This is a genomic window from Streptomyces sp. NPDC001714 (assembly GCF_042892755.1).
Taxonomy (GTDB): domain Bacteria; phylum Actinomycetota; class Actinomycetes; order Streptomycetales; family Streptomycetaceae; genus Streptomyces.
In genome coordinates this window covers 149184-163563 of the sequence record NZ_JBIAUL010000021.1, presented here as the reverse complement: position 1 = coordinate 163563, position 14380 = coordinate 149184, and the positions used below count along the sequence as shown (strand labels likewise).

Annotated in this window: 14 protein-coding genes; 6 read left to right on the top strand and 8 right to left on the bottom strand. The window is 72.9% G+C overall.

All coding sequences use genetic code 11. From position 1 onward, the window contains the following. The first annotated feature begins 174 nt into the window (after window positions 1-174). Window positions 175-846 (top strand): FadR/GntR family transcriptional regulator, encoded by a 672-nt coding sequence (locus ACFY0P_RS41390; RefSeq protein ID WP_388925819.1) that lies wholly within the window; start codon window positions 175-177, stop codon window positions 844-846. A 152-nt stretch (window positions 847-998) separates the two neighbouring features. Then, window positions 999-2036 (top strand): PAC2 family protein, encoded by a 1038-nt coding sequence (locus tag ACFY0P_RS41385; RefSeq protein WP_388925816.1) that lies wholly within the window; start codon window positions 999-1001, stop codon window positions 2034-2036. Window positions 2037-2190: 154 nt separating this feature from the next. On the opposite strand, the gene mshC is transcribed toward ACFY0P_RS41385, so the two are convergent. The 4 genes from mshC to ACFY0P_RS41365 form a co-directional block, all read right to left on the bottom strand. After that, window positions 2191-3420, bottom strand: coding sequence for a cysteine--1-D-myo-inosityl 2-amino-2-deoxy-alpha-D-glucopyranoside ligase (mshC, locus tag ACFY0P_RS41380; RefSeq protein WP_388925813.1), 1230 nt, complete (start codon window positions 3418-3420; stop codon window positions 2191-2193). 92 nt (window positions 3421-3512) lie between these two features. Beyond that, entirely contained in the window at window positions 3513-4328 is an 816-nt protein-coding gene (locus ACFY0P_RS41375) for an SCO1664 family protein (RefSeq protein WP_388925810.1), read from the bottom strand. Continuing rightward, a complete protein-coding gene (locus ACFY0P_RS41370; RefSeq protein ID WP_388925807.1) occupies window positions 4292-4882 on the bottom strand; it encodes a DUF3090 domain-containing protein in 591 nt (196 codons plus the stop codon). The genes ACFY0P_RS41375 and ACFY0P_RS41370 overlap by 37 nt, the downstream gene beginning before the upstream one ends. Before the next feature lie 101 nt (window positions 4883-4983). Beyond that, the gene (locus ACFY0P_RS41365; protein WP_388925804.1) at window positions 4984-5670 is read right to left on the bottom strand and encodes a histidine phosphatase family protein; all 687 of its coding nucleotides are present in this window, start codon (window positions 5668-5670) and stop codon (window positions 4984-4986) included. 62 nt (window positions 5671-5732) lie between these two features. Here ACFY0P_RS41365 and corA point away from each other — a divergent pair, with 62 nt between their 5' ends. Then, window positions 5733-6734 carry a magnesium/cobalt transporter CorA gene (gene corA / locus ACFY0P_RS41360; protein ID WP_388925802.1) on the top strand — a complete coding sequence of 334 codons (1002 nt, stop codon included), beginning with the start codon at window positions 5733-5735 and terminating at the stop codon, window positions 6732-6734. 38 nt (window positions 6735-6772) lie between these two features. Here corA and ACFY0P_RS41355 read toward each other — a convergent pair whose 3' ends face one another. Both ACFY0P_RS41355 and ACFY0P_RS41350 read right to left on the bottom strand, forming a co-directional pair. After that, window positions 6773-7561, bottom strand: a complete 789-nt coding sequence (locus ACFY0P_RS41355) for a ferritin-like domain-containing protein (RefSeq protein WP_388925799.1) — start codon at window positions 7559-7561, stop codon at window positions 6773-6775. 229 nt (window positions 7562-7790) lie between these two features. After that, on the bottom strand, window positions 7791-8846 hold the full coding sequence (locus ACFY0P_RS41350) for an LLM class F420-dependent oxidoreductase (protein ID WP_350789242.1): 1056 nt from the start codon (window positions 8844-8846) through the stop codon (window positions 7791-7793). A 258-nt stretch (window positions 8847-9104) separates the two neighbouring features. Here ACFY0P_RS41350 and ACFY0P_RS41345 point away from each other — a divergent pair, with 258 nt between their 5' ends. After that, window positions 9105-10088, top strand: coding sequence for an aldo/keto reductase (locus ACFY0P_RS41345; RefSeq protein WP_388925796.1), 984 nt, complete (start codon window positions 9105-9107; stop codon window positions 10086-10088). After that, window positions 10085-12292 carry a helix-hairpin-helix domain-containing protein gene (locus ACFY0P_RS41340; RefSeq protein WP_388925793.1) on the top strand — a complete coding sequence of 736 codons (2208 nt, stop codon included), beginning with the start codon at window positions 10085-10087 and terminating at the stop codon, window positions 12290-12292. The genes ACFY0P_RS41345 and ACFY0P_RS41340 overlap by 4 nt, the downstream gene beginning before the upstream one ends. Window positions 12293-12386: 94 nt before the next feature. Here the strand turns inward: ACFY0P_RS41340 and ACFY0P_RS41335 are convergent, their stop codons facing one another. Then, window positions 12387-13100 carry a hypothetical protein gene (locus ACFY0P_RS41335; RefSeq protein WP_388925790.1) on the bottom strand — a complete coding sequence of 238 codons (714 nt, stop codon included), beginning with the start codon at window positions 13098-13100 and terminating at the stop codon, window positions 12387-12389. A 47-nt stretch (window positions 13101-13147) separates the two neighbouring features. Here ACFY0P_RS41335 and ACFY0P_RS41330 point away from each other — a divergent pair, with 47 nt between their 5' ends. After that, window positions 13148-13336 (top strand): DUF5703 family protein, encoded by a 189-nt coding sequence (locus ACFY0P_RS41330; RefSeq protein WP_046732800.1) that lies wholly within the window; start codon window positions 13148-13150, stop codon window positions 13334-13336. Between the two features lie 85 nt (window positions 13337-13421). Here ACFY0P_RS41330 and ACFY0P_RS41325 read toward each other — a convergent pair whose 3' ends face one another. Beyond that, window positions 13422-14375: a chaplin gene (locus ACFY0P_RS41325; RefSeq protein ID WP_388925788.1), complete on the bottom strand. Its 954-nt coding sequence runs from the start codon at window positions 14373-14375 to the stop codon at window positions 13422-13424. Window positions 14376-14380: the final 5 nt, after the last annotated feature.

Genomic DNA, 14380 nt, shown 5'->3' with positions numbered 1-14380 from the left:
CGCCTCGTGCCTCCGGTGACCGCCCGCGATCACTCCGGCACGCTCCTTCACACGTGGTTCCAGCAGCAGGTTCGCCGAGGTCGGCGGAGGGGGACGAAGCGTGACCGCGGACGCCTTGACCAGGCCGCATAATGAGTCTGAGACATCGGATGTCTGGGCGACAAGGAGGCCGGTATGGCAGTCACCGATGAGGCGATCGAGAAGATCAAGGACATGATCGTCTCCGGTGCGCTGCGCCCCGGTGAGCGGTTGCCCAAGGAGAGCGAACTCGCCGCCGAACTGGGCCTGTCCCGCAACTCGTTGCGGGAGGCGGTGCGGGCCCTGTCGCTGATCCGGATCCTGGACGTCCGGCAGGGCGACGGCACGTATGTCACCAGCCTGGACCCGCAGTTGCTCCTCGAGGCGATGAGCTTCGTCGTCGACTTCCACCGCGACGACACGGTCCTGGAGTTCCTCGCGGTGCGCCGGATCCTGGAGCCGGCCGCGACCGCGATGGCCGCCTCCCGGATCAGTGAGCAGCAACTGGACGCACTGGACGCCCAGTTGGACGCGCTCGGCGCCGAGCCGTCGGTGGAGGAGCTGGTCGCCTGCGACCTGGAGTTCCACCGGGGCATCGTGCAGAGCTCGGGAAACTCGGTGCTGTGCTCGCTCCTTGACGGGCTGTCGGGGCCGACCACCCGGGCCCGGATCTGGCGCGGCCTGACCCAGGAGGACGCGGTCGCCCGGACCCTGCGGGAGCACGGGGCGATCCTGGCCGCGCTGCGCGACCGGGACGCGGAGGCGGCCCGGTCCTGGGCGACCGTGCACATCGCGAGCGTGGAGCAGTGGCTGCGCAGCAGCCTGTGAAGCGCTTACCGGCTTCCTGGAACCGGGGGTGTTCGAGGACGGCGAACGGGGCAGTGATCCGTTCACTCCCCCGTGCAAGGGGGCTGCGGGCGCCCCCGCCTCACGCCGTAAGGTTGGGGCGTACGCGAGGGCACGTCGGAAGGAGGCACTGGGTGATCGAGCTGGAGGGGGTTCCCGAGCTGATCGACCCAGTCATGGTGGCCGCGTTCGAAGGCTGGAACGATGCCGGCGACGCCGCCTCCACCGCGGTCGCGCACCTGGAGCGGGAGTGGAAGGGCGAGGTGTTCGCGGCGCTCGACGCCGAGGACTACTACGACTTCCAGGTGAACCGCCCCACCGTGTGGATGGACGCCGGCGTGCGCAAGATCACCTGGCCGACGACACGGCTGTCGGTGGTCCGGGTCGGCGGCGAGAAGCCGCGGGACCTGGTGCTGGTCAGAGGCATCGAGCCGTCCATGCGCTGGCGCTCGTTCTGCAACGAGCTGCTGGGCTTCGCCCACGAGCTGGGCGTCGAGCTGGTGGTCGTCCTGGGCGCGCTGCTCGGCGACACCCCGCACACGCGTCCGGTGCCGGTCAGCGGGGTCACCTCGGACTCGGACCTGGCGCAGCGGATGGACCTGGAGGAGACCAAGTACGAGGGCCCGACGGGCATCGTCGGCGTCCTCCAGGAGGCGTGCACGCACGCCGGCGTGCCGGCGGTCTCGCTCTGGGCGGCCGTCCCGCACTACGTCTCCCAGCCGCCCAACCCGAAGGCCACGCTGGCGCTGCTCAACCGCCTGGAGGACCTGCTCGACCTGCGGATCCCGCTGGGTGAGCTGCCCGAGGACGCGCGCGCCTGGCAGGTCGGGGTGGACCAGCTGGCCGCCGAGGACAGCGAGGTCGCCGAGTACGTGCAGACGCTGGAGGAGGCCCGGGACACCGCCGAGCTGCCGGAGGCCTCGGGAGAGGCGATCGCCCGTGAGTTCGAGCGCTACCTGCGGCGCCGGGACGTGAACCCGCCCGGCGGTCACGCCACGGCGGACGGCAGCGACGGCGCGTCGTACCTGCGGGACAACCCCGGCAACCCGGCAGGCAAGGCCCGGCCGCCGCGCCCGCCGAGGCCCGACACGCCCGGGAGCACGGAGAATTCCGGGGACACCGGTGATTCCGGGAACCCGGGGCCGGACGGCGAGGACACGTCCGAGGACTGATCACAGAGGCTGTGTCCGGGGACTGACCAGGCTGGGGCGTGCGCGTCGAGTGCCGGCCCTGCGCCGGTGGCGGCCGAGCGCGCCCACACGGCGAAGCCGCAGATCGACACGGCCCCGCGGCCCTGAAGGACAGGGCGCGGGGCCTGACGTCTCCTTACAGGGCCACGCCCAGCAGCGCGTCCACTGCTCGCGACACCACTCCGGGGGCGCCCGTGTCGGTGCCGCCCTGCTGCTCCTGTACGGCCGCCCAGCGGTCCACCGCGGCCAGCGCGGCCGGGGCGTCCAGGTCGTTGCTCAGGGCCTCGCGGATCTCCTCCACCAGGGACTCGGCGGGCGGGCCGTCCGGACGGGAGACCGCCGCGCGCCAGCGGCCCAGGCGGGCCACCGCGTCGGCCAGCACCTGGTCGGTCCACTCCCAGTCGGCGCGGTAGTGGTGGGACAGGAGGGCGAGGCGGATGGCGGCCGGGTCGACGCCGTCCCGCCGGAGCTGGGAGACGAAGACCAGGTTGCCCTTGGACTTGGACATCTTCTCGCCGTCCAGGGCGACCATGCCGGCGTGGACGTACGCCCTGGCCATCGGGAACTCGCCGGTCAGCACCTGGGCGTGCGAGGCGCCCATCTCGTGGTGCGGGAAGGCCAGGTCGGAGCCGCCGCCCTGGACGTCGAAGGTCATGCCCAGGTGGTCGAGGGCGATCGCCACGCACTCGATGTGCCAGCCGGGGCGGCCGCGGCCGAGGGAGCCGCCGTCCCAGCTCGGTTCGCCCTCCCGGGCGGCCATCCACAGCATCGGGTCGAGGGGGTTCTTCTTGCCGGGACGGTCGGGGTCGCCGCCGCGCTCGGCGGACAGCAGCCGCATGGCGGCCGCGTCGAGGTTGGACACCTTGCCGAAGTTGGGGTCGGACTCGACGGAGAAGTAGATGTCACCGTCGAGTTCATAGGCGGCGCCGAGGTCGCGCAGCCGCTCGACCAGCGGCACGATGCCGGGTATGGCCTCGACCGCGCCTATGTAGTGCTGCGGCGGCAGCATCCGGAGGGCGGTCATGTCCTCGCGGAAGAGGGTGGTCTCCTGCTCGGCGAGGGCGACCCAGTCGACGCCGTCGCGCTCCGCGCGCTCCAGGAGCGGGTCGTCGACGTCCGTCACGTTCTGGACGTAGTGCACCTGCCGCTTGGTGTCGAGCCACACGCGCTGAACCAGGTCGAACGCGTTGTAGGTCGCCGCGTGCCCCATGTGGGTCGCGTCGTACGGCGTGATGCCGCAGACGTAGATACGGGCGACGGGACCGGGGTCAAGGGTGACCGGACCGCCGGTCGCGGTGTCGTGGATCCTCAGGTCGCGGCCCTGACCAGGCAGGGCGGGGACCTCGGAAGCGGGCCAGGCATGCATGTACATGAGCGTAACCGGACCCGAGTTCGGTATACGAACCGGACGGCCGGGAAGGCAGTCTTGATCTCGGGGCCGGAATGTGCTGGTGGGCGCTATACGGGCGGCCAGGGGATGGCCGGCCACTCGCCGCCGGGTTCCGGGTGCTTCCCGGCGGTGAGCAACGTCTCGACACGCGCGCGCGTGGCGTCCAGCTCGGCCGTGGTGATCAGCTCGGCCAGCCGGGCTCCCAGCGGCCCGCCGAGGGCCTCGCGCAGGCCCTTGAGGACCTCGACGGCCTCGCCGGTCAGGTCCTCCCCCGCCCACCCCCACAGCAGGGTGCGCAGCTTGTTGTCGACGTTGAAGGTGACGCCGTGGTCGATGCCGTACAGGCGGCCGTCGGCGGTGGGCAGCAGATGGCCGCCCTTGCGGTCGGCGTTGTTGATGACGGCGTCGAGGACGGCGAGCCGGCGCAGCCGTTCGTCGTCGGCGTGCACCAGCAGCGCGGTCCTGCCCTCGCCGACCTCGGCGAGCCCGATCGCCTTCCAGCCGGGTTCGGGCTCCTCCGCGTCCACCAGGGCGAGCAGTTCGGTGCCCTCGGGGTCGACGTCGATCCACAGCTGGACCATGCCCTCGCCGTACGGCCCGTCGCGCAGCACGGTGGGCGGGACCAGGTCCCAGCCGGTGGCCGCGGAGACTTCGTAGGCGGCCACCTCGCGCTGCGCGAGGGTGCCGTCGGGGAAGTCCCACAGCGGGCGCTCCCCGGCGACCGGCTTGTAGACGCAGGACGCCTCCTGGCCGTCGTACGCGACCGTGCAGAACAGTGCGGCGTTGGAGGCGTCGCGGATGCGGCCGCGTACCTTCAGCTCACCGTGGGCGAGCAGCTCGGCGGCGGTCACGCTCCGCGGCGGTATCCGTTCTGGCGCGGACATACGTGTCCTTCCGGGTCGAGCGGGAGGCTGCACAGCGGGCACGGCGGCCGCCCGGCGTTGACGACGTCGAGGGCGCGCTTGGCGAAGGCCCTGGCCTGCGCGCCGGTCAGCCGGACCCGCAGCATCGGAGGCCCGTTCTCCTCGTCCTGCAGGAGCCGCTCCTCGGCCTCGGCGAGGTCCTCCTCGGAGTCGGCGTCCAGCTCCACGAGGGCCTGCGCCTCGACGATCATGCGCTCTTCCTCGCCGTCCCAGGCGAGCGCCATGGTGCCGACGCGGAACTCCTCCTCGATGGGGGTGTCGAGGGGGGCGCTGTCGGCGACCTCGGTGGGCGCGACGGCGGGCACGGCCGCGTTGCCGCCGCTGCGGCGCACGACCTCGTCGAGGAGTTCGTCCATGCGTTCGGCGAGTGCGGCGACCTGGGTCTTCTCCAGGGCCACGCTGGTCGTCCGGGGGCCGGCCGTGGCCTGGAGGAAGAACGTACGGCGTCCGGGCATCCCGACCGTGCCCGCGACGAAGCGGTCCGGCGGATCGTAGAGGAACACCTGACGGGACACGTCCTGTCTCCATGGGAATCGAGAGTGCGTGGGTTTCGGGAGGGCGACGATGCGACCGGGGGCCGCTTACGTGGATCGCTTCACCCTACTGCGGCCGACGATCACGGCGCGCCGGCGCCGCCACCGACCGTGGCGTCTTCGCCGGGTGGTTCCTCGCGCGGGGCAAGGGAGGCGAGATCCCCGGTGTCCCCGAGACGAACGAGAAACGGCCTGAGGCGGGTGTAACGGATCGCTGTGATGGAACACGGCTCGACGGAGATCCGCTGGAAGAGGTCGAGATGCAGACCGAGCGCGTCCGCGACGAGGGATTTGATGATGTCACCGTGCGAACACATGAGATAGACCGCGTCCGAGCCGTGGTCGCGCTCCACGCGCGCGTTCCACTCGCGTACCGCCTCGGCGGCGCGGGTCTGCATGGCCCGCATGGACTCGCCGCCGGGGAACGCGGCCGCCGACGGGTGGGCCTGGACGACCTGCATCAGCGGCTCGTCCTTGAGTTCGGCGAGCTTGCGGCCGGACCAGTCGCCGTAGTGGGCCTCCCCGATCCGCTCGTCGGTGTGGGCGGTGAGCTCGGGGCGGGCGTCGAGCAGCGGGCGGATCGTCTCCTGGCAGCGTTGCAGCGGGCTGGTGACGAGCTCGGAGATCGGCAGCCCGGCGAGCCGGCCGGGCAGCGCGGCGGCCTGGGCGGCCCCCCGCTCGTCGAGGGCGACGCCCGGCGTCCAGCCGGCGAGCACACCCGAGGTGTTGGCGGTGGACCGTCCGTGCCTTACGAGGATCAGCGTGGGCATGCGGCCCAGCGTAGGCGCACCCCGAAGTGCGCAGGCGGGCGGGCGACGGGAGAATACGCTCCGTGATCGTCGATTGCGCCATCTACCGGGACGGGGAGCGGACGGAGACCCCGCAGGACTTCTCCGACGCCCTCGCGGAGGCACGCGCGCGTGGCGACAGTTTTCTGTGGATCGGCCTGTATGAGCCGACGGAGCGCGAGTTCGACCTGGTCACCGACGAGTTCGGGCTGCATCCGCTGGCCGTCGAGGACGCCCTGACCGCCCACCAGCGGCCCAAGCTGGAGGTGTACGACGACTCGCTGTTCGTCGTCCTGAAGCCGGTGACGTACGAGCCGAAGAGCGACACGGTGACCTCCGGCGAGCTGATGATCTTCATCGGGGACTCCTTCGTGGTCACCGTGCGCCACGGGACGCCCTCACCCCTCGGTGACATCCGGCGGCACCTGGAGGAGCAGCACGAGATGCTCAAGCACGGTCCGACGGGGGTGCTGCACTCGATCTCCGACGCGGTCGTCGACAACTACCTGGCGGTCGCGACCGAGTTGCAGAACGACCTGGAGGAGGTGGAGACCGAGGTGTTCTCGCCGAGCGGCGGCGGCTCCCGGCACACCGCGTCGCGGATCTACACCTTCAAGCGGCAGATCCTGGAGTTCCGCCGGGCCACGGTGCCGCTGGCGCTGCCCATGACCAAGCTGGCGGGAGTGGGCCCCGCCAGCGGCGTGACCGTGCCCTTCGTGCACGCGGAGGCCCGCCCGTTCTTCCGGGACGTCAACGACCACCTGACGCGGGTGAACGAGAGTGTGGAGGGTCTGGACCGGCTGGTGTCGGACGTCCTCAGCGCCCATCTCGCGCAGATGAGCGTGCGGCAGAACGACGACATGCGGAAGATCTCCGCGTGGGCGGCCATGGCCGCGGTACCGACGCTGATCGCGGGGATCTACGGCATGAACTTCGACCACATGCCCGAGCTGCACTGGCTCTGGGCGTACCCGGCGGTGATCATGCTCATGGCCCTGCTGGAGCTGTCGCTGTACCGGCTGTTCAAGCGCCGCGGGTGGATGTGAGGGACGCCTGCGGCCCTCGGGCCCTGGGCCCGGTGGGCTCAGGCGAACTCGGGGGCGGGGGTCGCGGGGCCGCCCAGCGCGTTCCTGTGCTCCGGCATCCGCAGGGAGACCATGCGGCGCCAGCCGACGGCGCGTTCGTAGGCGTAGACGGCGTGGATGCCGAACGCCAGGAGCGCGGACCTGGCCCTCGGCCAGCCGAGGATGCGGCCCATGTGGGCCATGACGGCGAGGCTGACGTCCCGGTAGATGCGGATCTCGGCGAGGGCGCACGCGCGGAGCGTGCGCTGGATGGCGCGGCCGTGCCCGGCGGCGGCGAAACGCAGCAGTTCCTCGTGGCAGTAGGCGAGGTGGTTGTCCTCGTCACCGGAGATCATGCGCACGGCGGGGCCCACCTCCGGGTGGCCGCCGAAGGCCCGGCGCAGCAGCTCCATCTGCTCGGAGGCGCGCTGCTCGGTGACCCGGCTGTGGGCGAGGTAGGTGACGATGTCCGGCACCGTGAGCGCACGGTCGGCCCGGAGCCGGGCGTGGGCGAGCCCGATGCCGTGCCGTTCCAGGATCATCGTGTAGTCGGTGTCGGCCGGCACCGGAACGGGCGTCAGCCCGCGCTTCCTGAGCAGGGCGTGGAAGATGCGCCCGTGCTTGTCCTCGTCGGCGCCGTGGCGGGTGATCTTGGGGGCGAGGTCGCGTTCGCTCCGCGGTACCAGTGCGGCGATCCGCGCGTTCTCCCAGCCGCCCTGGGACTCCCCGCCGGCGGCGATGGAGCAGAAGAGCCGGAAGGACTCGTCGTTGTCGAGGATCTCCTGGAACAGACTCCTGGCCGAAAGCATCGTGGGCACCTCTCCGGAGGACTCACCAGACCCGTAAAGAACGAGTCAAATGCCGCATCACGGGCGCTGCAACAGGTGTGCGGGCCGACTCGGCCGAAAGGAGGAGCACCGGGGTCGCGCCGAGGGCGTAACCGCGCGGACGGCGACGCGTTGTTCTCCGTGACGGCCGTGGCGGGGAAGACCCCCCGAGCCCCCACCACGGCCGTGGACTTTCTTCCGTGTCAGACGCTCACGCGAGCCCGGCGCGCTCCAGTGCCTCGGCGCCGGCCCGCAGCGAGGCGAGCCGCTCGTCCAGGGCGAAACCGGCGGGCGCGAGGGAGAGCGTGGTGACCCCGGCGGCCGCGTAGGCCTTCATCCGGTCGGCGATCCGGTCCACGGAGCCGAGCAGCGTGGTCTGGTCGATCAGCTCCTGCGGTACGGCGGCCGCGGCCCCGTTCTTGTCCCCGGACAGGTACTTGTCCTGGATCTCGGCGGCCTCCCGCTCGTAGCCCATGCGCTGGGCGAGCTGGTTGTAGAAGTTCTGCTTGCGGCTGCCCATGCCGCCGACGTACAGCGCGGTGTAGGGCCGGAAGGTGTCGGCGAGCGAGGCCACGTCCTTGTCGTCGCCGACGGCCAGCGGCAGCGTCGGGCAGATGTCGAACCCGTCGAGGGTCTTGCCTGCCTTCTCCCGTCCCGCGCGCAGGTACTTCACGGCCGTCTCCTCCAGGTGCTCGGCGGAGGGGAAGATCAGCAGCGCGCCGTCGGCGATCTCGCCGGTCTGCTCCAGGTTCTTCGGGCCGATGGCGGCGATGTAGACCGGGATGTGCTCGCGCTCCGGGTGCACGGTCAGCTTGATCGGCTTGCCGGGGCCGCCCGGCAGCGGCAGCGTCCAGTGCTCGCCCTCGTACGACAGCCGTTCCCGGCTCATCGCCCGCCGCACGATCTCCACGTACTCGCGGGTGCGGGAGAGCGGCTTGTCGAACTTGACGCCGTACCAGCCCTCGGAGACCTGCGGTCCGGAGACGCCGAGGCCGAGCCGGAACCGGCCGCCGGAGAGCGAGTCGAGGGTCGCGGCGGTCATCGCGGTCATGGCCGGCTGCCGGGCCGGGATCTGGAAGATGGCCGAGCCGACGTCGATGCGCTCGGTCTGGGCGGCGACCCAGCTGAGCACGGTGGCGGCGTCGGAGCCGTAGGCCTCGGCGGCCCAGCACACGGCGTACCCGAGCCGCTCGGCCTCCTGCGCCACGGCCAGATTGTCCCCGTCCATCCCGGCACCCCAGTAGCCGAGGTTGATCCCGAGCTGCATGGCCGTTCCCCTTACCGATCAGTAACGTCGCTGTTGCGAGAGACCTTAGCGCGGGGGTTGTGGCCGTGGGGATCGGCAGTGGTTCGCTGCGGGCCGTGGCGGGCCGGTCGCGCACTTCCTCCACCCGCCTTCGGCCGGGGGTACCCCCAGCGCCTCTGGGCAGGGCGGCTCCCGCCTCCTGCAACGCACAGCCGCCTTGTGAAATCGGTTATCCACAGGCAACCCAACGCACCAGCTCTGGCCAGTAATCTCGCGGACATGGAGCAGAGGCATCTCGGCCGTACCGGCCTGCGCGTGTCCCGGATCGGGCTCGGCACCCTCACCTGGGGCCGGGACGTCGACGAGCACGACGCCGCGGACATGCTGAAGGCGTTCTGGGAGGCCGGCGGGACCCTCGTCGACACCGCGGACGTGTACGGCGACGGCGAGGCCGAGTATCTGCTCGGGCAGCTCATGGAAGGGCTGGTGCCGCGCCGGGACCTGGTCATCTCGACGAAGGCGGGCAGCGTCCCCGACCCCGACCGGCGTTTCGACGGCTCGCGCGGCCATCTGCTCGCCGCGCTGGACGCCTCCCTGGCCCGCCTCGGCACCGACTACGTCGACGTCTGGCACGTGCACGCCTACGACCCGGACACCCCGCTGGAGGAGACCCTGCAGGCCCTCGACCTGGCGGTGAGCAGCGGTCGCGCCCGGTACGCCGGGGTCTCCAACTTCTGCGGCTGGCAGCTGGCGAAGGCGGCGACCTGGCAGCTCGCGGCGCCGGGCACGCGCACCCGGCTGGCCAGCACGCAGCTGGAGTACTCGCTGCTCCAGCGGGGCATCGAGCGCGAGGTGCTGCCCGCCGCCCTCGACCTGGGCATCGGACTGCTGCCGTCCTCCCCGCTGGGCCGGGGCGTGCTGACCGCGAAGTACCGGCACTCCACTCCCCCGGACTCGCGCGGCGCCTCCGAGCATCTGGCGCCGTTCGTCGAGCCGTACCTCGACGACACCGCCACCCGGATCGTGGACGCGGTGCAGACGGCGGCCGACGGGCTCGCGGTCACCCCGCTCCAGGTGGCGCTCGCATGGGTGCGGGACCGGCCCGGCGTGGCCGCCCCGATCGTCGGCGCGCGCAACGCGCAGCAGCTCGCGGGGGCATTGTCAGTGGAGGCGCTTAGTCTTCCTGACGAGATCTGCCGGGCGCTCGACGACGTGTCGGCGCCCGTGCACCGCTATCCCGATCACGACTGGAGCACGCTGTGAGCACGGAGCCGGGGCTGGGCGCCAAGCCCGAGGCCGACGGGGGCACGACGGCCGGGGGGACGACGGGGGCCGGCGACCTCACCGCAGGCCCGGCCGCGGCGAGCGACACGGCCACCGCCGGGTCCGGTACGACGGACTCCGACGGGGCGGAGACCACCGGGGCCCACACGGCCGACTCCGACGGGGCGGACGCGGCGAGCGGCGAAGCCGGCGGCGGCGCCGACGGTGCGGCTCAGGTGTCCGAGGCCGAGGCCGAGCTGGCCGCTCAGCGGGTCGAGCGGGAGCGGATCGCGCGGCGGAAGGCCGAGAAGTCCGCGCCGATCGAGAGCGGGGCCAAGCTCAGCGGAAAGGCGGCCGATCTGCTCGCGGCGATCCGGGCCGTGGAGAGCGGCGAGAAGCCGGCGGCCACCGTGTTCACCGAACCGGAGCCGGCCCCGCCCCGGGCGGCCCCCGCCCCGGAGCCCGTCCGCCGGCCCCAGCCCGCGCCGGGCACCGCCGCTCCCGCCACGGAGACGATCGGGGCGGTACGACGGGTCCTGACCGACGGCGGTGCGCCCGAGTCGCTCGCGCCCCAGGTCGCCACCGCTCTCGGCGAGGGCGCGGACGCGCTGCTGCGGGAGGACCCCTGGCAGCTGCTCCGGGTCACCGGGGTACGGCCGGACCAGGCCGACGGGTTCGCGCGGGCGCTGCTCGGCGCGGAATGCGGTCCGGACGACGAACGACGCGGCCGGGCGGTGACCGGCTGGCTTCTCGAACAGGCCGCCGTGGCCGGGCACACCGCGCTGGAGATGCCGGCGCTGACCGCCGCGCTGTCCCAGCGGGCGGTGCCCGACCCGGAGGAGGCCGTGCAGAGCGCGGTCGCGGAGGGCGAGGCGCTGGTCTTCCAGGACGCCCTGGATCCGGGCGCCCCGGAGCCCGAGGACGACGAGGAGGAGCGGCCGGTCCGGGTCCTGGTCGCCCTTGAGCGGTACGCGCTGGCCGAGGAGAGCCTCGCCGACGGGCTGGCCCGGCTGGTCAACACCCTGGCCAAGGACGCCTCGGAGCCCTGGGAGGCGGCCGCGGCGGCGGCCGGCGGCGCGGCCGAGCTGGCGCGGGCGGTCGCCGGGCACGGCCTGGTGCTGCACACGGGCGGCGAGGCGGCCCGCGCCGAACCCGCGGCCCTGCTCAGCGCCGCCCGCGCGGCCGGACTGCGCGCCTTCGCGGCCACCCACACCCCTGACGGCAGCCGGCGCCTCGCGGTCGGCGAAGGGGTCGTGGGCACCGTCGCCGACCTGCTCGCCGGCGCCGCGGGACCCGGCCGGGACGCGGACGGCGCCCTGGCCCTCGACCTGCTGATCGTGCTGGACGCGCCCCAGCTGGACGTGGAGGGTGCGGCGATGCTCGTGGAGGCGCTGCCCGACGGGGCCCGGCTGGTGCTGAGCGGGGACCCGGCGGCGCTGTGGTCCGCGGGCCCCGGGCGGGTCTTCGCCGACCTGCTGGCGGCCCGCGTGTGCCCGCAGATCGCCTCCCGCACGCCCGACCCCGGCCCGCTCGGCGAGCTGGTCTCCGGGATCGGGGTCGGCGAGCTCACCCAGGTCGAGGCGCCCGGCAAGGAGGTCATGATCGTGCCGGTGCGGGACGCGGGCGAGGCGGTGCACCGGACGGTGCAGCTGGTCGCCGACTCCGTCCCGCGCGCGATCGGCGTCCCCGCCGAGCAGACCGTGGTGATCACCCCGGGCCACGGCGGAGCGGCCGGTACCCGCGCCCTCAACACCGCTCTCAAGGAACGGCTCAATCCGGGCCCGGGCCGCTTCGGCGGCTTCGACCCGGGTGACCGGATCGCCTACTCCCCCGCGCCGGGCCGTACGGTGCCGGGCCAGGTGGTGAAGGCCGACGCCGACGGGCTGCACCTGTCCTGCGCCGGCGGGCCCGTGGTCGTACCGAAGGAGCGGGTGGAGCAGTCCGTCCGCCACGGCTGGGCCCTGACCGCCCACCAGGCGGCGGGCAGCCGCTGGCCGGCGGCGGTCGTGGTGCTGCCCGGGGACGCGGTCCAGTCGCTCAGCCGCCCCTGGGTGTACACGGCGTTCAGCCGGGCGGAGCGCCACCTGTCGGTGGTGCACGGCGTGGAACAGGCCCTGCCGAAGGCGGTGGCCGAGACCCTGCCCAAGCCGCGCACGACCCGCCTGCCACTGCTGCTGAAGACGCAGGTCCCCGCGGTGAACTGACGGGGTTCCCGTCGCGACGGCGATCGGCCCCAACGGCGCCGGCCGGCGGTGCCCGTCCGGACTCGGCCTCCGGAGGGCACCGCCGGCCGGCGGATCAGCGCTCCGCGTCCAACGGCTCCAGGTCCTCGTCCTCGTCCAGGTCGAGGTCGTCGTCCAGCTCGTCGGTCTCCTCGGAGTCCCCGACGCCTTCCGCGTCCTCGTCGTCGAAGACCGCGCTGACGTCGAAGCGGCACACCACCCGCTGCGGGTCGACCTGCTCGAAGGGCATCTCCAGCCACTCGCCGGGCTCGGCCGGCTCGTCCGCCGCGGTGACCCAGAGCGTGGAGTCGCCCTCCTCCAGGCCGAACTCCTTGTGCCGGGAGGCGATCTCGTCCGGCTCGAACTCGCCGAACAGGACGCCCAGCGCCCCGTGGATCGTGCCGGCCGCGTCCTCGTCCGCGCCGGGGCCGTCGTCGTACTCCGCCGCCTCGACCCGCTGGGCCTGCGCCAGCAGCCGCTGCGGTTCCGCCACGGAGTAGTCGCGGCGGATCAGCACACTGATCGCGTTCGGCTCCTCGGGGCCCGCGTACGGCGGCAGCGAGTCTTCCGTACCGGGGATCTCGAAGGGTGTGACCTCGTCGTAGCGGTCGTACAGGAGCTCGTCGTAGACCTCGGCGGCCGCGGCCAGCTGGTTGAACGCCTCGTAGACAGCCGGGTCGTCCTCCCCCGACCTGCGTTCGACCGCGGCCAGATGGCGGTCGAGCGCGGTCTTGACCGCCTCGGCGGCGGCGCGTACCTCGGCAGCGGTGGGCTGCGCAGCATCAGACATAGTGCAGACGCTATCCGTACCGGGCACCAGCCCGCACAATAGATGCGATGCCGGAATACGAATTTGTCGACGTGTACGTACCTCGCGGGGTGTCCCGCAAGGAGGCGACACGCCTGCTGACGGACCATGCCGAGTACGGACACTGGGAGTTGGACCGACTGAGCCTCATGCGCGACGGCAGCCGCAGGGTGCGGTTGCGCCGGCGGATCATCCGCCAGGTGCGTGCCACATGGTGAGACTCGCCGACTGACGGAAGGGGCCCCGCGTCGACGGGGCCCGTCCCGTTCCACGCACCGCCGCCGGTGCGTCACCGTCGGTGCGCTACGCCGCGGCGCGCGCCCTGCGGTACAGCACCACGCCCGCGAGCAGAGCGCCCGCGCCCGCCGGCACCGCGAGGCCGAGCGGCAGGTCACTGCCGGTGTGCGCGAGCTGCGCTGCGGCGACGGGCTGACTCACCGAGGCGCTGCCGAGCGGATTGACGACGCTGGAGCTGTGGGCACCGGTCGGGCCGGTGTTGCCGCCGGTGTGAGCGGGGGGCGTTCCCGGGTGCTGGCCCGGGTGTCCCGGCTGACCCGGAGTGCCCGGGTGGCCCGGAGTGCCCGGGTGGCCCGGAGTTCCGGGGTTCCCCGGCTTCCCGGGCGGGGTGCTCCCGTGTCCCCCGTGCCCAGGGGGCGTGCCGTGGCCGCCATCACCGCCGTGACCGCCATGGCCTCCGTGCCCACCGTGTCCGGGCGGCTGCGTGGGGTGACCGCCACCCGGATGTCCGGGGTGACCGGGGTGGCCCGGGTGTCCGGAACCCCCGCCGTTGGCGCACTCGTTGCCCACCGCGGCGTTGCCGACGCCGATGACGTCGACGCTGTTGCCGCAGACATTGACCGGAACGTCGATCGGCGCCTGCACGGTGTTGCCCGAACCGACGCCGGGTGAGCCACTGGTGTGTCCCCCGGCGTGCGCGCCGCCGTGGCTGCTGTGGCTGCCGTGATCGCCGTAGCCTCCGGTGTCGCCGTAGCCGGCCGAAGGCCTGCCCCCGCCGCCGTGGTTGGCGCACTTGTTGCCCATCGCCGGGTTGAGGGCGCCGACGACGTTCACGGTGTTGCCGCAGACGTTCACCGGCACGTGTACCGGCGCTTGCACGGTGTTGCCGGAGAGCACACCGGGTGAGTCGGTGGCGGAGCCGACGGCTCCCGAGTCGGCGTGGGCGTAACCGCCCGCCGCAGCGATCACACCGGTCGCCGCGGCCACTGTCATAAGGCCCTTACGGGTGCCCTGTCGCATTTTAT